Annotated in this window: 19 protein-coding genes; 11 read left to right on the forward strand and 8 right to left on the reverse strand. The window is 70.3% G+C overall.

Annotated features, from left to right (window positions below; translation table 11 throughout):
• Positions 1-6: 6 nt before the first annotated feature.
• Positions 7-1,422 carry an aminopeptidase P family protein gene (locus ABEA33_RS07245; protein WP_345526056.1) on the reverse strand — a complete coding sequence of 472 codons (1,416 nt, stop codon included), beginning with the start codon at positions 1,420-1,422 and terminating at the stop codon, positions 7-9.
• A 58-nt stretch (positions 1,423-1,480) separates the two neighbouring features.
• Between ABEA33_RS07245 and ABEA33_RS07250 the strand changes: the two genes are divergently transcribed.
• The 4 genes from ABEA33_RS07250 (at position 1,481) to ABEA33_RS07265 (ending at position 6,638) form a co-directional block, all read left to right on the forward strand.
• Complete coding sequence (locus tag ABEA33_RS07250; protein ID WP_345526058.1) at positions 1,481-2,614, forward strand: PrsW family intramembrane metalloprotease; 1,134 nt, start codon at positions 1,481-1,483, stop codon at positions 2,612-2,614.
• Entirely contained in the window at positions 2,611-4,341 is a 1,731-nt protein-coding gene (locus tag ABEA33_RS07255; RefSeq protein ID WP_345526060.1) for a dynamin family protein, read from the forward strand. The genes ABEA33_RS07250 and ABEA33_RS07255 overlap by 4 nt, the downstream gene beginning before the upstream one ends.
• Positions 4,342-4,458: 117 nt before the next feature.
• Positions 4,459-6,084 (forward strand): GTPase, encoded by a 1,626-nt coding sequence (locus ABEA33_RS07260; protein ID WP_345526062.1) that lies wholly within the window; start codon positions 4,459-4,461, stop codon positions 6,082-6,084.
• Between the two features lie 143 nt (positions 6,085-6,227).
• Positions 6,228-6,638, forward strand: a complete 411-nt coding sequence (locus tag ABEA33_RS07265) for a single-stranded DNA-binding protein (protein WP_345526063.1) — start codon at positions 6,228-6,230, stop codon at positions 6,636-6,638.
• 568 nt (positions 6,639-7,206) lie between these two features.
• On the opposite strand, the gene ABEA33_RS07270 is transcribed toward ABEA33_RS07265, so the two are convergent.
• Complete coding sequence (locus ABEA33_RS07270; protein WP_345526065.1) at positions 7,207-7,422, reverse strand: SigE family RNA polymerase sigma factor; 216 nt, start codon at positions 7,420-7,422, stop codon at positions 7,207-7,209.
• 3 nt (positions 7,423-7,425) lie between these two features.
• Positions 7,426-7,581, reverse strand: coding sequence for a SigE family RNA polymerase sigma factor (locus ABEA33_RS07275; RefSeq protein WP_345526067.1), 156 nt, complete (start codon positions 7,579-7,581; stop codon positions 7,426-7,428).
• 107 nt (positions 7,582-7,688) lie between these two features.
• On the opposite strand from ABEA33_RS07275, the gene ettA reads away from it, so the two are divergent.
• Positions 7,689-9,371: an energy-dependent translational throttle protein EttA gene (ettA, locus tag ABEA33_RS07280; protein ID WP_345526068.1), complete on the forward strand. Its 1,683-nt coding sequence runs from the start codon at positions 7,689-7,691 to the stop codon at positions 9,369-9,371.
• Between the two features lie 138 nt (positions 9,372-9,509).
• Here ettA and ABEA33_RS07285 read toward each other — a convergent pair whose 3' ends face one another.
• On the reverse strand, positions 9,510-10,019 hold the full coding sequence (locus tag ABEA33_RS07285) for a MarR family winged helix-turn-helix transcriptional regulator (protein ID WP_345526069.1): 510 nt from the start codon (positions 10,017-10,019) through the stop codon (positions 9,510-9,512).
• Between the two features lie 71 nt (positions 10,020-10,090).
• Here ABEA33_RS07285 and ABEA33_RS07290 point away from each other — a divergent pair, with 71 nt between their 5' ends.
• Positions 10,091-11,179, forward strand: coding sequence for a DNA glycosylase AlkZ-like family protein (locus ABEA33_RS07290; protein WP_345526070.1), 1,089 nt, complete (start codon positions 10,091-10,093; stop codon positions 11,177-11,179).
• 3 nt (positions 11,180-11,182) lie between these two features.
• Here ABEA33_RS07290 and ABEA33_RS07295 read toward each other — a convergent pair whose 3' ends face one another.
• Together ABEA33_RS07295 and ABEA33_RS07300 are read right to left on the reverse strand one after the other, a co-directional pair.
• Entirely contained in the window at positions 11,183-12,397 is a 1,215-nt protein-coding gene (locus tag ABEA33_RS07295; RefSeq protein WP_345526071.1) for an acetyl-CoA C-acetyltransferase, read from the reverse strand.
• Between the two features lie 81 nt (positions 12,398-12,478).
• Positions 12,479-13,105 (reverse strand): TetR/AcrR family transcriptional regulator, encoded by a 627-nt coding sequence (locus tag ABEA33_RS07300; RefSeq protein WP_345526072.1) that lies wholly within the window; start codon positions 13,103-13,105, stop codon positions 12,479-12,481.
• Positions 13,106-13,217: 112 nt separating this feature from the next.
• Here ABEA33_RS07300 and ABEA33_RS07305 point away from each other — a divergent pair, with 112 nt between their 5' ends.
• Together ABEA33_RS07305 and ABEA33_RS07310 are read left to right on the forward strand one after the other, a co-directional pair.
• Positions 13,218-13,397 (forward strand): hypothetical protein, encoded by a 180-nt coding sequence (locus ABEA33_RS07305; RefSeq protein ID WP_345526073.1) that lies wholly within the window; start codon positions 13,218-13,220, stop codon positions 13,395-13,397.
• Between the two features lie 109 nt (positions 13,398-13,506).
• On the forward strand, positions 13,507-14,337 hold the full coding sequence (locus ABEA33_RS07310) for an acyl-CoA thioesterase (protein ID WP_345526074.1): 831 nt from the start codon (positions 13,507-13,509) through the stop codon (positions 14,335-14,337).
• Between the two features lie 3 nt (positions 14,338-14,340).
• Here ABEA33_RS07310 and ABEA33_RS07315 read toward each other — a convergent pair whose 3' ends face one another.
• Positions 14,341-14,715, reverse strand: coding sequence for a globin (locus ABEA33_RS07315; RefSeq protein WP_345526075.1), 375 nt, complete (start codon positions 14,713-14,715; stop codon positions 14,341-14,343).
• 98 nt (positions 14,716-14,813) lie between these two features.
• Between ABEA33_RS07315 and ABEA33_RS07320 the strand changes: the two genes are divergently transcribed.
• Positions 14,814-15,239, forward strand: coding sequence for an OsmC family protein (locus tag ABEA33_RS07320; protein ID WP_345526076.1), 426 nt, complete (start codon positions 14,814-14,816; stop codon positions 15,237-15,239).
• A gap of 13 nt (positions 15,240-15,252) precedes the next feature.
• On the opposite strand, the gene ABEA33_RS07325 is transcribed toward ABEA33_RS07320, so the two are convergent.
• On the reverse strand, positions 15,253-16,278 hold the full coding sequence (locus tag ABEA33_RS07325) for a mechanosensitive ion channel family protein (RefSeq protein WP_345526077.1): 1,026 nt from the start codon (positions 16,276-16,278) through the stop codon (positions 15,253-15,255).
• Between the two features lie 96 nt (positions 16,279-16,374).
• Here ABEA33_RS07325 and ABEA33_RS07330 point away from each other — a divergent pair, with 96 nt between their 5' ends.
• Entirely contained in the window at positions 16,375-16,731 is a 357-nt protein-coding gene (locus tag ABEA33_RS07330) for a hypothetical protein (RefSeq protein ID WP_345526078.1), read from the forward strand.
• Positions 16,718-17,098, forward strand: a complete 381-nt coding sequence (locus ABEA33_RS07335) for a DUF5130 family protein (RefSeq protein WP_345526079.1) — start codon at positions 16,718-16,720, stop codon at positions 17,096-17,098. The genes ABEA33_RS07330 and ABEA33_RS07335 overlap by 14 nt, the downstream gene beginning before the upstream one ends.
• The last annotated feature ends 2 nt before the right edge of the window (positions 17,099-17,100 follow it).

Genomic DNA, 17,100 nt, shown 5'->3' on the forward strand with positions numbered 1-17,100 from the left:
GGGTGGTCAGCCGCGCAGGCGGGCCATCCACTCCTCGACCTCGGTGGAGGTCCGGGGGAGAGCGGCGCTGAGGTTCTGTGATCCGCCGGCCGTGATGAGGATGTCGTCCTCGATCCGGATGCCGATGCCGCGCAGCTCCTCGGGGACCAGGAGGTCGTCCTCCTGGAAGTACAGCCCGGGCTCGACCGTCAGCACCATGCCCTCGGCGAGGGTGCCCTCGGCGTACGACTCGGGTGCGGCCTGGCCGCAGTCGTGCACGTCCATGCCGAGCATGTGGCTGGTGCCGTGCAGGGTCCAGCGGGCGTAGACCCGGCTCTCGGGGTCGAGCGCCTCCTCGGCGCTGACCGGCAGCAGCTCGAGGTCCTCGAGCCCGTGGGCGAGCACGTCCATCGCGGCGTTGTGGCCCACCCGGAAGGTCTCACCCGGCTTGAGCGCCTCGATGCCGGCCTGCTGCGCGGCGTACACGAGGTCGTAGAGCTCCCGCTGCAGGTCGGTGAAGGTGCCGTCGACGGGCAGGGTGCGGGTGACGTCGGCGGTGTAGAGCGAGGTGTTCTCGACGCCCATGTCGAGCAGCACCAGCTCGCCGGGCGTGATCGGCCCGGAGTTCTCGATCCAGTGCAGCGTGGTGGCGTGCTTCCCGCCACCGACGATCGAGTCGTAGCCGATGTCGTTGCCCATCGCGCGGGCGCGTCGGAAGAAGGTGCCCTCGACCCAGCGCTCGCCGAACTCGAGCACGCGGTCCCACTCGCGGACGACGTCCTCGAAGCCGAGCGTGGTGATGTCGCACGCCTCCTGGAGCTGCGCGACCTCCCAGTCGTCCTTGATCAGGCGCAGCTCGGAGGCGACCCGGGCGAAGTCGCTGTCGCGCGTCTCGTCGGCGGCGACCATCCGGTCGACGTGGGCCGAGAGCCCTCGCAGGACGCGGGTCTTGCCGGTGCCCTGCAACATGGCGTCGAGCTGGTCGATGTGGCGGACCTCGAGTCCCAGCGAGTCCGACATCTCCTTCAGCGACGGGCGACGGCCGGCCCAGAGCTCGCCGTACTGCCGGTCCCGGAAGAACTCGTCGGTGTCCCGCGACGAGCGGGGTCTCGCGTAGAGCACGGACTCGCCGTCGGCGATGACCAGGACGGCGTCGCTGGTCTGGTTGCCGGAGAAGTAGGTGTGGGCGGTGTCGGGCCGGAAGCGGTAGTCGGTGTCGTAGGAACGCACCTTGAAGCCGCCTGCCGGAAGCACCAGCCGCTCGCCGGGGAACGCCTCGGCGAGCCGGGTACGACGCTGTGCCGCCGGGCCCGCGACCGCGGCGACGGGAAGGTCGAGCTCACGCTCGCCCCAGCCCTCCCGCATGAACGCGGCGTACGCTGCCGGGACGGCCGGGTCGTGCGACTCGGTCTTGGGTTCGGTACCGGTCTCGTTCTCGCTCACCCGGCCACTGTACGCCGCGTTTCCGGGCGTCCCGAAGACCCCCGATAGGCTGCCGCCCATGCCCGGAACCCGCCGTGTCAGCGCCGCGTCGTCGGTCGCGTTCACGGTCGTGGTCACGGTGCTGGTCGGTGTCGGCGCCCTCGTCATCTTCGCCATCGTGGCGCTCTCGGGCGCACCGTCGAGCATTGCGCTGGCGACGCTCCTCGCGGCGGTCCCGGTCGGGCCGATCGTCGCCTGCTACCTGTGGCTGGACCGCTACGAGCCCGAGCCCCGCATGCTGCTCGCTGCCGGCCTGCTGTGGGGGTGCTTCGTCGCCACTGCGGCCGCGATCCTGCTCCAGGGGGTCGGGGGACTGGTCGGCGGCTTCACGGAGCGGGAGACGCTCGAGGTCGTCGCCCCGGTGACCGAGGAGGCCTGCAAGGGGGTCTTCCTCTTCCTGTTGCTCTGGTGGCGCCGCTCGGAGCTCGACGGTGTCCTGGACGGCATCGTGTACGCCGGCATGGTCGGCGTCGGCTTCGCCTTCACCGAGAACATCCTCTACCTCGCCGCGGCGTACAACGGCACCGACGGGATCGGCCCGGGTGGCACCGAGGCGGTGACGACGACGTTCATCCTGCGGTGCCTGATCAGCCCGTTCGCGCACCCCCTCTTCACCACGTTCACCGGCATCGGGGTGGGGCTCGCCGTGAGCTCGCGCACCACGGGCGGACGCGTGCTGTGGCCGGTCGCCGGCTACGTCTGCGCCGTCGTCGCCCACGCCATCTGGAACATCTCCACGTCGTCCGGGTTCGGGCACTTCGCCGTCGCGTACCTCGTCTTCATGACCCCGGCCCTGATCGCCGTCGTCAGTCTCGCGGTCTGGTCGCGGCGCTCCGAGCGCCGGATGCTCGCCTCGGCGCTGACCGACGCGGCGGCCCGCGGGCTGGTCCCGGAGACCGACATCGGGTGGGTCGTGGACCTCTCCGCCCGCCGCCGCAGCAGGTCGTACGCACGCCAGCGGGGAGGCAGGAGCGGCGAACGCGCGATGCGCGACTACCAGCAGGCCGCCATCGAGCTCGGGTTTCTCCACTACCGTTACCTGCGAGGCACGCCGCCACCCGACTATGCGGCTCGCGGCCAACAGTTCCTCCAGAGGATCGACGCGCTCCGTCCGTCGATCGCGTTCCCCGGACAGGTGGTACCGACCAGATGACTCACCCCGTGACGGTGCCTCCCGACCACGACTCACGCATGCTGACCGCGCTCGTGCAGCTGCACGACGCGCTGAAGGCCGCGCCGCTCGCGCTTGACGTACCGGGTGCCGGTGAGCTGCGCGTCTCACGACAGCAGCTGATCAACCAGCTCGAGGACTACGTGCTGCCGCGTCAGATGACGGTGGAGGCGCCGCTCCTCGCGGTCGTCGGCGGCTCCACCGGCGCCGGCAAGTCGACCCTCGTCAACTCGCTGGTCGGTCGCAGGGTGACCGCGCCCGGACTGCTGCGCCCCACGACGCGGTCGGCGGTGCTGGTGCACCACCCCGCCGATGCCAAGTGGTTCGGCCAGGACCGCCTGCTGCCCGAGCTCGTCCGGGTCGAGCAGGCGACGGACGACCGCCACTCCCTGCAGCTGGTCGCTTCGGACACGATGCCGGCCGGTCTGGCGATCCTCGACGCTCCCGACGTGGACTCGGTGGAGGAGGGCAACCGCCGGCTCGCGACGCAGCTGCTCGCCGCGGCCGACCTGTGGCTGTTCGTGACGTCGGCGGCGCGCTACTCCGATCAGGTCCCGTGGGAGCACCTCAAGACGGCCGCCGAGCGGTCAACCTCGGTCGCGATCGTCCTGGACCGTACGCCGTCCTCCGACGTGCGCACCGTCTCCGCGCACCTCGCTCGGATGCTGGCGAGCCGTGGCCTCAAGGACTCTCCGCTCTTCACCGTGGCCGAGGCGCCCGTCTCGGAGGACGGCCTGCTCGACGCGAAGGTGGTCGCCGACGTGCGCGCCTGGTTGGTGTCGCTGGCGAAGGACCCCAGCGCCCGATCGGCCGTCGTGCGCCAGACGCTCGACGGCACCGTGCGCTCGCTGGCTCGCCAGGCGCACGGGCTCGCTGACGCCCTCGCCCAGCAGCAGGGCGCTGCGGAGGCACTCCGCGAGGCCGCCATGACGGCGTACGCCGAGGCAGAGCAAGGTGCGGTGTCCGCCGCGACAGACGGCACGCTGCTGCGCGGTGAGGTCGCCGTCCGGTGGCGCGAGTTCGCCGGGACCGGCGAGCTGCTGCGTTCGCTCGAAGGCCGGGTCGGGTTGATCCGCGACCGGCTCGTCAACGCGGTCAAGGGCTCCGGTCAGCAGGCCGAGCGGGTATCGGTCGCGATCGAGTCGGCCGTCGAGCTGATGGTCCTCGACCACGCCGAGGGCGCGGCCACAGCGACCGTGGCGGCCTGGACGGAGCTCGGCACCGCCGGCCCGGTCCTGGCGGTCACCGACGATGACCTCAGCAGGGCGTCCGGCGGTCTGCGCCGCAGCGTCGAGGGCGAGGTCCGGGCCTGGCAGCAGCAGCTGACCGAGCTCGTGAAGGCGGGCGATGCCGAGCGTCGTACCTCTCGCTACCTGGCGTACGGCGCCCGCGGTTTGGCCGTGACGCTGGCCGTCACCGTCCTCGCCGACACGGCGCCGGCCGAGACGGAGAGCGGCGCGGAGGTGGGCCGCACCCTGCTCAACGCGGTCTTCGGCGCCGACCACTCGGCCGGCCTCATCGCCCGCGGCCGTGCCGACCTGGAGCGCCGGGTCGGCAGCCTGATCGCGGCCGAACGGGCCCGTGCGATCGGGCCGCTCGACGCTCTCGGCCTCGACGGAGAGGCGAGCCGGCAGGTCCGTGCCGCCGCCCGTCGTGTGGACGACCGGCGCTACGAGCAGAGCCGCCCCGGGGACGAACCTCTGCCCTGATCCCATGGTCCGGGGCCTCAGGCCCTAGGGTGGTGGTGAACTGTTCGACGGTAAACGCGCCCTGCTCCGGGCAGGTCGAGGGAGAAGATGACGTCCTTGCTCGAGGGGACCGACCGCATGGTCACCCGTGGTACCGACATCGGTGCCCGCATCGACGGCCTCGACGGCGCCGCCAAGGCCGCGCGTGGTCGCCTGGATGACGGGCTCGTCGACGCTGCCGCCGACGTGGTCGACCGCGCCGCCGGGCGTCTGCGCCTGTCGGCGACGCACACGGTCGTCGGGATCGCCGGAGCCACGGGTTCTGGCAAGTCCTCCACCTTCAACGCCCTGACCGGTCTCGAGCTCTCTGCCGTCGGCGTACGACGCCCGACCACGTCGTGGGCGACTGCCTGCGTGTGGGGCCGCGAGGGTGCCGACGAGCTCCTCGAGTGGCTCGAGATCGCGCCCCGGCACCAGACGACCCGGGACTCGATGCTCGACAGTGGGCGGCGCGAGCAGCAGGCCGAGCTCGACGGCGTCGTACTGCTCGATCTGCCCGACCACGACTCCACCGAGGTCGCCCACCACCTCGAGGTCGACCGGCTGGTCGCCCTCGCCGACCTGCTCGTGTGGGTCGTCGACCCGCAGAAGTACGCCGACGCGGCCATCCACGACCGCTACCTCAAGCCGTCGGTGGGGCAGCAGGACGTGCTGCTCGTCGTGCTCAACCACATCGACACCGTGCCCGAGGAGCGCCGCCAGTCGATGCTGGACGACGTCCGTCGCCTGCTCGACCAGGACGGTCTCGACCGGGTGCCCGTGCTGCCGATCAGTGCCCGCCTCGGCATCGGGATTCCCGAGCTGCGCGCCGAGATCGCCCGCCGGTCCGCCGAGAAGCAGTCGACGCGGACGCGCATCGACGCCGACATCCGCGAGGTCGCCGGCAAGCTGGCCGAGGCCAATGGCGACGTCTCGACCCGTGTGGTCGAGCCGGCCCGCGTGGCCGCACTCGACGACGCCTTCGCCCAGGCCGCCGGAGTCCCGGTGGTCGTCGAGGCCCTCGAGCGGTCGATGCGCGTGCGTGGCAACCGCGCGACCGGCTGGCCGGTGATCAACCTGCTCGCCGGCATCAGGTCCGACCCGCTCAAGCGCCTCGATCTCGACCTCGGTGAGGACGGCCGGAGGCTCAGCGGACGGACCCGTGCCGCGCTCCCCGAGGCCACCCAGGTGCAGCGCGCTCGGGTGGATGACGAGGTGCGGGTCTTCGCCGACAACCTGACCTCCGACATGGCACCCGCGTGGGTTGCCGCCGTACGTCGAGCCGCCGGATCGCGCCTCGATCAGCTCGGCGACCGTCTTGACCAGGCGCTGGCCGACACCGATCTCGGTGCCGCCCGGCTGCCGGCGTGGGTCGGCATCGTGCGGGTGCTGCAGTGGCTGCTGCTGCTGGCCGCCGTTGCCGGGCTCGGCTGGACCGCGGCTCTCGCTGGGCTCGGCCGGCTGGACGATCCTGACACCGTCCAGGTCGGCGGGGTCGCGCTCGCGATCGTGCTGCTGGTCGGCGGGGTCGTGATCGGTCTCGTGCTCGGGCTCCTCTGCCGGTTGTTCGTCGCCCGGATGGCGCGCAACCGCGCGGCCCGGGCGGACGAACGGCTCCGCGACGGCGTCAACGCCGTGACCCACGAGCTGGTCGTCGAGCCGGTCGAGGTCGAGCTTGCCGCGTACGCCGCGGTGCGTGACGGCGTGACCCGCGCCCGGGCGTAGCTTCTCGCCCATCCGAGCCACCATCTGTCCACAGGACGGAGCTCCGGCAGCGTTGTCCCCAGCGCTGCGCGGCACCACGCTCCGCTGTCGGTGGCGGCGCGGAGTCTCGATCCGTCCATCAGGATCGAGACAAGGAGACAGAGATGTCCGACAGCATGATCACCATCCGCGGCTGGCTCGGGGGCGACGTGACGCTGCGCGAGGTCGGCGAGGTGCCGGTCGCGAGCTTCCGCCTCGCCTGCACGCCGCGGAAGTTCAACCGCCGGACCGAGACCTGGTCCGAGGGCCTGACGCAGTGGTACACCGTGACCGCCTGGCGCGCGCTCGCCCAGAACTGTGCCGCCTCGCTGCGCCGCGGCGACCCGGTCGTCGTGCACGGTCGGCTCGAGACGCGCACCTACGTCAACGCCAACGACGTCGAGGTGCTCAGCTTCGAGATCGACGCCGTGCACGTCGGCCACGACCTCAGCCGCGGCACGAGCGCCTTCACCCGTGCGCAGCGCGACGTGACGGCTCCGGCGACCGAGGAGGTGAAGTCCGAGGCGGCAGCGTGACTAGTCCGTGGACCAGGACGAGCTCTCGGCGACCGTGATCAGCTCCTGCAGGGTCAGCGGAGCCCGGATGGCGGACGCAGACGGTCCCCACTTTGCGCTCGGTCGAGCTGGACACCGCGGCGTAGATCTCGCCGCCCGCGGTCCAGCGCCGGACCTCGGTGTAGTTCACTCCTTGGTCGGTGAACGTGACCGTGCGCTGGAACGGGCGGCCGCTGTGCACGTCACTGGTCTCGCACTGCACCGGGCCGTCCAGGTCGACGAAGTCCCAGTCCTCCGGGTCGCAGCTCAGGTGCTGAGCGCGGACGTCGGCGAGCGCGGCAGGATCCTGCGGCAGCTCCGAGAGCATGATCTCGACGCGGCCACGACCGCGACGCCGGCGACCACGGTGCTCACTCGGCGGCGGCGACGGAGCGGGCCTCCCTGGCGGAGGGCACCCTCCTGAAGCCGTGCGTGAGAGGAGGGTTCGGAGAGCAGCTCGCGCAGTGAGCGGAGCGCGCGGAGGCTCCGGTTCTTCACGGACGCCTCCGTGGGTGAGCTGGGCAGCGGTCTGGGCGACGCTGTGGTCGTCTCAGAATCGAAGCACCACCACGGCCCGGTCGATCGGCGCGAGCTCCGCGAGCGCGGCGAGCAGCGCGGCGCGCTCGGTCGGGACGGCGTCGGCGATGCCCCGGTCTGGCACCGCCGCGGTCGGCAGCTCGTGCGAGCTCTTGCGCCGGCGGTCGGAGAGGAACGACTTCACGAGCACGCCGTGCACGTAGGCGACCGGGTCGTCGGCCGCGCGCACCCGCTACCAGGCGGCGTACGTCTTGGCCAGAGCGGTCTGCACCAGGTCCTCGGCGGCGTGGGACGGGGTCGTCAGCAGGTAGGCGCTGCGGTACAGCTGCGGCGAGCGGGCGGCCACGAACTCCGCGAACTCGTCGTCGGTGCTGTCGGATCGACGCACGCGCCCTCCGTGAGCGTTCACCGGACTCCCTGGCAGAGCCCGTCACCCTACAGACGCCGACGGCCCCCGATCAGGTCTCAACCCCGGTCGGCAACTAGGCTCGGACCATGGCGGAATATGTGTTCACCCTGCGCAATGTGCGCAAGGCCCACGGCGACAAGGTCGTCCTCGACAATGTGACCCTGTCGTTCCTGCACGGAGCGAAGATCGGTGTCGTCGGCCCCAACGGCACGGGCAAGTCCTCGCTGTTCAAGATCATGGCCGGACTCGACAAGGCCAACAACGGCGACGCGATCCTCGACCCGGCCGCCACGGTCGGAATGCTCCAGCAGGAGCCGCCGCTGACGGAGGGCAAGACCGTCCTCGAGAACGTCGAGGAGGCCGTCTCCGAGATCAAGGGCAAGATGGCCCGGCTCGACGAGCTCTACATGATGATGGGCGACCCGGACGCCGACCAGGAGAAGGTCGCGACAGAGGCCGGCGACCTCCAGACCGAGCTCGACGCGGCGAACGTGTGGGATCTCGACAGCCGTCTCGACCAGGCGATGGATGCACTCCGCTGCCCGCCGCCGGACGCGATCGTCGACAACCTCTCCGGCGGTGAGCGTCGCCGGGTCGCGCTCTGCAAGCTGTTGCTCCAGCAGCCCGACCTGCTGCTCCTCGACGAGCCCACCAACCACCTCGACGCCGAGTCGGTGCAGTGGCTGGAGGGCCACCTCAAGGACTACCCGGGCGCCGTCCTGGCGATCACCCACGACCGCTACTTCCTCGACAACGTCGCTGAGTGGATCCTCGAGCTCGACCGCGGCCAGACGCATCCCTACGAGGGCAACTACTCGACGTACCTCGAGACCAAGCGGGACCGCCTCAAGATCGAGGGGCAGAAGGACGCCAAGCGCGCCAAGATGCTGGAGAAGGAGCTCGAGTGGGTCCGCTCCAACGCCAAGGCGCGGCAGACCAAGAGCCGCTCGCGTCTCGCGCGCTACGAGGAGATGGCGGCCGAGGCCGACCGGATGCGCAAGATCGACACCTCCGAGATCAACATCCCGGCGGGTCCGCGGCTTGGTGACATCGTGCTCGAGGCCCAGGGCCTGACGAAGGGCTTCGAGGGACGCACCCTCATGCACGACCTGTCCTTCAGCCTGCCCCGAGCCGGCATCGTCGGCGTCATCGGCCCGAACGGCGTCGGCAAGACCACCCTCTTCCGGATGATCACCGGCGGCGAGCAGCCCGACGAGGGCGAGCTCAAGGTCGGCACCACCGTGAAGATCTCGTACGTCGACCAGAGCCGCGGCGGCATCGACCCCAACAAGAACGTCTGGGAGGTCGTCTCCGACGGGCTCGACTTCATCAAGGTCGCCAACTTCGAGATGAACTCGCGGGCGTACGTCGCGTCGTTCGGCTTCAAGGGACCCGACCAGCAGAAGAAGGCCGGCGTGCTCTCCGGTGGTGAGCGCAACCGCCTCAACCTGGCCCTGACCCTCAAGATGGGCGGCAACCTGCTGCTCCTCGACGAGCCCACCAACGACCTGGACGTAGAGACGCTGTCCTCGCTCGAGGACGCGATCCTCGACTTCCCGGGCTGCGCCGTCGTGACGTCTCACGACCGGTGGTTCCTCGACCGTGTCGCCACCCACATCCTCGCCTGGGAGGGCGACGACGAGGACGACGCGAAGTGGTTCTGGTTCGAGGGCAACTTCGCGGCGTACGAGGAGAACAAGATCGAGCGCCTCGGCATCGAGGCTGCCCGGCCGCACCGGGTCACCCACCGGCGGCTGACCAGAGACTGATCGAGGACGCGTCAGCGGACCCGGCGGAGCCTGTCGAGACCCGGTGAGACGAACGACCTCGTTGTTTGGCTCACCGGGTCTCGACCCGCTCTTCGCGACCTCGTTCCTCGGTCGCGGACGCTGCTCGACCACCAATGATCAGGTCCGCTGCGCGTCCCTGATCTCCATCTCGGGATGACCGGCGATGAGGTTGTCGGAGACCGCGTCCATCACTCGACCGAGCGCAGCGAAGTCCTCGCGGCTGGCCAGGTCGACGAGGTGCTCACGGACGCCACCGACGTGGATCGGGGCCATCCGGACCAGCAGGTCGTAGCCCGAGTCCGTCATGCTCGCGACGACGCCACGGCCGTCCTCCGGCGAGCTGCTCCGCACCACCAGGCCGGAGCGCTCCATCCGGGTGATCGTGTGCGTCACACGGCTGCGGCTGTGCGCCAGGGCGTCGGCGAGCTGCGCCATGCGCATCTGTCGCCCCTCGCTCTCCGACAGCCGGACGAGGATCTCGTACTCCACGAGAGACAGGTCGCAGTTGCGGCGCAGGTCGTCGTCTAGGCGGTCGAGGAGGAGTGTCATCCCCATGATCAGCGCGCGCCACGAACGCTGCTCACCCTCGTCCAGCCATCCGGTCTGGCCGTCTCCCGAGTCGGTCACCCGGGCAGTGTAGGGCGGACTGTCCGTGGTGTGGCGGACCATGGGGGCATGCACAGCCCAGGGAGTTGCCGATGAGTACGCCGACGACTGTCATTCGTGAGCAGGTGCTTCGGTATCGGGTCGCGGCTCACGAGCTCGATCGAGTCGGCGCCCACGGCGACACCGCCGTGCTCGACCTCGGGGTGCAGGACACCGGACCGGACGGCGCTCGATGGGCGCTGGAGATCCGCGGGACGCGTGTCTCCGACGAGGACCTGTTCCTGGCCTGGACGCTCCGCGGGGCCCCGCACGCCTACCGGCGGGCGGAGGCGGCCCAGGTGGCGGCTGCGGTCGCTCCCTGGAGCGAGGCCGACGCCGCCAAGCGGGTCTTCGACGCTTCCCGGCCGCTCAAGAAGGCCGGGATCCCGGTGCTCGACGCCCTCGACCACATCGCCGAGACGATGCGCGACATCGCCGCCCGGCCGGTCGTCAAGGGCGAGATGTCCGGGGCGCTGACCGAGCGTCTCGAGGAGCCCTATCTGCGCTGGTGCAACCCGTGCCAGGCGACACACGCCTACGAGCAGCCGTTCCGGCTCTCGGCGTTGCGGGCGGGCCTGGAGCTCGAGCCGGGCACGTCGCCGCCGGTGCTGCGCCGGATCCCGCGTTGGCGAGGCCCCGCGAAGTCCGTGCCCGACCACCTCGATCCGGTGCGGTCGGTGCTGCGGCTCCTGGGTCCGTCGACGCCCAAGCTGGTCGCCGGCTACATCGACAGCCCGGTGCGTGACGTCAAGGAGCACTGGCCCGAGGACGTCGTGCCGGTCGAGCTCGCCGGACAATCTCTCGACGTGCTGGCCGACGACCTCGACGCGCTGGTCGACCCGCCGACGGTCGACGCCGTGCGCCTCCTCGGTCCGTTCGACCTCTTCCTGCAGAGCCGCGACCGCGAGCTCGTCGTGCCCGGCGCCGACGCCCGCAAGGACCTCTGGCGCACCCTCGGCCGGCCCGGGGGAGTGCTGGTGGGGCACGAGGTCGTCGGCTCCTGGCGGCCGCGCAGCAAGGGCAAGAAGCTGCAGGTCGCCGTCACCGTCTGGGACGGCGGCACGGTGCCCGCTGGCGTCGAGGAGCAAGCAGAACGCCTGGCCGCGTTCCGCGGCCAGGCGTTCGACGGGTTTGTGCAGTAGGGGTCAGAGCCGCTCCAGGATCAGCGCCATGCCCTGGCCGCCGCCGACGCACATGGTGATCAGGCCGGTGGTCTTGTCGTGCCAGTCGAGCGAGTTGAGCATTGTGTTCTGCAGTCGGGCGCCGGTCATGCCGAACGGGTGGCCGACCGCGATCGCACCGCCGTTGACGTTGAGCCGGTCGATGTCGATGCCGAGGTCCTGGTACGACGGCACGACCTGCGCGGCGAACGCCTCGTTGATCTCGACCAGATCGATGTCGCCGATGCTCATGCCGGCGTACTTGAGCGCGTTGCGGGTCGCCTCGACCGGGCCGAGGCCCATGATCTCGGGGGAGAGGCCCGAGACGCCGGTCGACACGATCCGGGCCAGCGGCTTGAGGCCGAGCTCGGCTGCCTTGGTGTCCGACATGACGATGACCGCTGCAGCGCCGTCGTTGAGCGCACAGCAGTTGCCTGCGGTGACCACGCCGTCGGGACGGAAGACCGGCTTGAGGTCCTTGATGCCGTCGTACGTCACGCCCGCGCGCGGGCCGTCGTCGGTGCTGACCACGACGCCGGACGGCGTGGTGACGGGCGTGATCTCGCGCGCCCAAAAGCCGTCGTTGATGGCCTTCTCGGCGAGGTTCTGGGAGCGTACGCCGAACTCGTCGAGCTCCTGGCGGCTCAGGCCGCGCAGCTTGGCGACGTTCTCGGCCGTCTGGCCCATCGCGATGTAGACGTCGGGGAGCAAGCCGTCCTCGCGCGGGTCGTGCCAGCCCTGGCCGCCCTCGGCGGTCTTGTCGGTGCGCGCCTTGGCGTCGTCGAACGCGTGGTTGTGGGTGTCTGGCCAGTGGTCGGAGGTGCCCTTAGCGAAGCGGGACACCGTCTCGACGCCGGCGGAGATGAAGATGTCGCCCTCGCCGGCCTTGATGGCGTGGAACGCCATCCGGGTCGTCTGGACCGACGACGAGCAGTAGCGGGTGATCGTGGCGCCGGGGACGTCGTCCATGCCGTTGAGCACGTTGACGACGCGCGCCATGTTGTTGCCGGACTCGCCGCCGGGCAGGCCGCAGCCGAGGTAGTGGTCGTCGATCGTGTTCGGGTCGAGCGCCGGGATCTTGTCCAGCGCCGTCTTCACGATGAACGCCGTGAGGTCGTCGGGGCGGCACTCGGTCAGCGACCCTTTGTTGGCCCGACCGATGGGGGTGCGGGCGGCGGAAACGATGACTGCCTCGGGCATGTGGAACTCCGTTTCAAGGGGGCGGTGCTGCTGCGGAAGCCACAGTAGACCGTGTTCTTGTTCCGGCCCGTGCGGCGTTCGTCACTCCCCGTTGCCACCGACCAGTGCGGTGCCCAGCAGCTCGAACGAGCGGGCGAGGAACTCCCGCCGAGCTGGTGCGGGCTGGAGGAGGGCAGCGAGCAGGATGCCGTCGTACGACGCCACGAGCGCCTCGGCCCGGGCCTCACCGTGCTCCTTGCCCGCCGCGGTCCTGATCTCCCCGACGATGCCGACGAGCCGGGCCCGGTGGTCGGCGAGCAGCTGCGCCAGCTCGGGGTCTCGGGTGGCGGCCATCGTCAGCTCGAGCCGAGCCACGAGCAGCTCACGCTGGTCGAGCCACCGCAAGAACAGTTCCAGGGTGGCGGCCACGCTGGCCTGCTCATCGTCGGGTCCGCAGCCGCGGATCTGCTCGGTCAGCTCGTCGACGTCAGCGAGCAGAGAGGCGGCGACGTACTCCGTCAGGGCGGCCTGCAGGGCGTTGCGGGTGCGCCAGTACGCCGAGCAGCTGCCCTCCGGAAGGCCTGCGTGCCGGTCGACCGCGCGGTGTGTCAGGCCCTTGAGTCCCTCGTCCGCGATGACGTTCAGCGCTGCGTCGAGCAGCTGGCGGCGGCGCGGGGAGAGGGGGGTGGAGGCTGCGGCGGGCGCCGCGGCAGGCGAGGCGTGGGGCATGAGGTCCTTAGATGGGCTGTGACTGGAGACACTACCTCGGCGCTTGCCTGTCCAGCGAGATCGGCGTAGCTTCTACATACGTAGAGATCCTACAGATGTAGAAGGAGTCATCGTGACCCTCGTCAGCACCTCCGTCCTCGTCCTCGCCGTTGCCTTCCTCGTCGTCGCCGCCGTCGCGGCCGTCGCCTCGATCGCCACCGTCGGGCAGTTCGTCGTCACCAACCGCCGTGCCCGCCTGGCGCGTCACGAGTCGATCCGCAGCTACTACTCCGGCTTCGCTGTGACCAACTGATCGACCCCCTGACTGCCTGCGCGGTTCGTCCCACCAACGGAACGCCGACCCGGCCGATCGGTCGGCGTCTGGCAGCATCTGGGGAGTGCGGCATCGCTACGAGTGCCCGATGCGGTGGGCCGACATGGACCTGCTCGGGCACATCAACAACGTCGTCTACGTGGACTACCTCCAAGAGGCCCGCGTGGACATGTTGCGCACGCACGGTCCGGCCGCCCAGACGGGTGAGCTGCCCGGAGGCACGGTCGTGGTCCGCCACGAGGTGACCTACGTGTCCCCGCTGCGGTTCGGGTTCCGACCGGTCAGCATCGAGTGCTGGGTCACCCAGGTCCGCGCGGCCTCGTTCACGGTCGCCTACGAGGTCTTCCACGAGGATGCCGAGGGGGTCCGCGAGGTCTACCTGCGGGCCAAGACCGTCCTGACGCCGTACGTCTTCGAGACCGAGCGGCCGCGTCGGCTCAGCGAGGACGAGCGCACGGCGCTAGCACTGTTCCTCGAGCCGGAGGGCGCCGCGCCCCGGATACCGTTCCCCGCCGAACGGCCGGAGACGGCCCTCCACTTCCCGGTCCACGTCCGGTTCTCCGATGTCGACGTCTACAAGCACGTCAACAACGTGAAGTACTTCGAGTACTTCCAAGAGGCCCGCATCTCCGGCCTCGCGCAGATGTGGGAGGGCCTCGACCAGATCAACCTCGTCGTCGCCCAGACCGACGTCGACTACCGCGTGCCGATCCTCTTCCGCCCGGAGCCGTACGACGCCTGGTCATGGGTCTCCCGCATCGGCCAGCGCTCCGCGACCATCGACTCCGTCATCTGCGACGGCGACACCACGCTCTCGCGTGCGCGGGTGACGATCGCCTTCTTCGACCAGGTCACCCAGCGCTCGACGGTGCCAGCCGAGATCTACCTCGACCGGCTCCGCGCGCTCGAACTCACCTGAGAGTCACTCGAACGAGTTGACCATGAACTGCGCTGCGTGGGTCACGTAGTCCCAGAACTGCTGGTCCTGCTCCGGGGTCAGGGCGACTTCGTCGAGCCCGGCCCGGAAGTGCATCAACCAGTGCTCTTTGGTCTCCGGCGTGACCGCGAACGGCGCGTGCCGCATCCGCAGGCGCGGATGGCCCCGGTTCTCGGAGTACGTCGTGGGGCCGCCCCAGTACTGGACGAGGAACAGCAGGAACCGCTCCTCGGCGGGGCCGAGGTCCTCCTCGGGATAGAGCGGTCGCAGCACCGGGTCCTCCGCGACGCCCTCGTAGAACTTCGCGACGATCCGCCGGAACGTCTCGAAGCCACCGATCTCGTCGTAGAAGGTCGTCACGTGTCCATTCTGACGGTGCCCCGGTGAGCGGCGGACACCGGCGTGCCAGACTCGCGATCACGAGTCTTTTCGAGCAACGCATGAGGAGTGATCCGCACATGGCTACGACCCGCAACGCCAGCACGCACTGGGAAGGCACCCTGTTCGAGGGAGCCGGCAAGGTCACGCTGGAGTCCTCCGGCATCGGCACGTACGACGTCTCCTGGGCCTCGCGGGCCGAGGACGCCAACGGCAAGACCAGCCCCGAGGAGCTGATCGCCGCCGCGCACTCGTCCTGCTTCTCGATGGCCCTGTCGAACGGGTTGGCGAAGGCCGGCACGCCGGCGACCTCGCTGGACACCAGCGCAGCCGTCGACTTCGTCCCCGGCACCGGCATCACCGAGATCCGGCTGACCGTCAAGGCGGTCGTCCCCGGCATGAGCGAGGAGGACTTCGTCGCCGCCGCAGAGGGCGCCAAGGTCGGCTGCCCGGTCAGCCAGGCGCTCGCCGCCGTGCCGATCAAGCTCGAGGCCTCGCTGGCCTGAGCGACGCCGTACGTCAGCTCTCGACGGGCTCTTCCTCTTCGGGGGAGGGGCCCGTCGGTGCGTCCGGGGTCGGCTCCTCGCGGTGCCACACGACGCGCTGCGGGAGCGCGATCTCGATGCCCTCGTGGTCGAGGCGGGCCTTGATCCGCTGGCGCAGGGTCCGGGCGACGCCCCACTGCTCCATCGGGGCGGTCTTGATCAGCACCCGCAGGGTGACGCCGTCGGCGGTGAACATCTCGACGCCGGTGACCTCCGGCTCCTCGATGATCAGCCCGCGGAAGTCGTCGTCGTCCCACAGGTCGTGGGCGACCTCGCGGAGCACGCGCTCCGCGCGGGCGAGGTCCTCGTGGTAGCCGACGGTGATGTCGACGACCGCCCGGGACCAGTTCTGGCTCATGTTGCCGACCCGCATGATCTCGCCGTTGGGCACGTACCAGACGGTGCCGTTCAGGTCGCGCAGCCGCGTCACCCGCAGGCTCACCGCCTCGACCGTGCCGCTGGCCTCGCCGACGTCGACCACGTCGCCGACGCCGTACTGGTCCTCGAAGATCATGAAGATGCCGGAGAGGAAGTCCTTGACGAGGGATTGAGCGCCGAAGCCCAGCGCCAGCCCGATGATGCCGGCGGAGGCGATGATCGGGGCGATGTTCACCCCGAGCTCGCTGAGCGCCATGGTCCCGAAGATCGCGATCAGCAGCCCGGTGACCACGCTCTTGAGCAGGTCGCCCATCGTCTTGGCGCGCTGCACGCGCCTGGTGGCGGTCGCGAGGTCACGGGCCTCGGCTGCCTTGCCCGTCTTCCCGAAGCGGCTCATCCGGTCGGGGAGCACGCCGTCCTCCGCGCGGGCGACGACGCGGTCGATCAGCCGGTGCAGGATCCACCGGACGACGAAGAAGAGGACCAGCAGCCACAGCAGGGCCAGCGGCTTGCCGATCAGGATGTCGGAGGCGTTGGCGAGCTTCTGGTTGTCGGTCCAGCTGAAGACGGCTTTGCAGAGCGCGTCGGAGCCGTCGCAGGACGTGTCGTCGAAGCCGAACATGGGCCCCATGTCTACCGCACCGGGCAACCGCGGACGAGTCGCGCAGGCCCGTCCCCGTGGGGCGTGTGACCTATCCGACCCGATACGATTCCCCCCGTGACCACGAAGCTCGCCCGCCGCGCCCGTCGTACCTCCGTCGTCCTGCTTGCCGGGGCGGCGCTCGTCTTTGCCGCCGGCGGCCCGGCCGGCGCGGACGTCCCGGAGGGTTGGAGCAACCCCTCCGACGTCGACCCGGTCGAGGCCGTACTGCTGCTGGTGGGCGTCCCGCTGCTGCTGTTCCTGGTCATCACGGCGCTCGTCGTGATCCCGGGTGTCATCAAGGGCGAGCGCTTCACGCCGGGCGGCCAGGCCACCCAGGACCAGTGGTTCGGCGGCCCCAGCAAGGGCACCGCGGCACTGCCCGCCCCCGACAACGATGAGTCGAAAGCCGGTGGCGCAAGTGGGCGTTGGTGAGTTCAACAGCGCCGAGCGGTTCCAGATCGACGAGGCGATCCGCGGGGCCGAGCAGGTCTCGCGCTTCGAGTTCAGCGTCTTCGTCGGTCGCTCGGGTGCAGACCCCCGGGCCTTCGCCACGCAGCTGCACAACTCGCTGGTCGCCCCGTCACGAAGCATCCTGATCATGCTCGACCCGGCCTCCCGGGTCCTCGAGATCGTCACCGGCGGCGCCGTCCGCCGCAACATCACCGACCAGGAGGTCGAGCTGACGACGCTGCAGATGCAGTCGTCGTTCGCCAACGGCGACCTGGTCGGGGGGCTGCGTCGCGGCATCCAGATGCTGGCCGACCACGCGCGCGCTCCCGAGACCCTGCACGCCGAGTAGAT

It is taken from the genome of Nocardioides endophyticus, from assembly GCF_039543845.1.
Classification (GTDB): domain Bacteria; phylum Actinomycetota; class Actinomycetes; order Propionibacteriales; family Nocardioidaceae; genus Nocardioides; species Nocardioides endophyticus.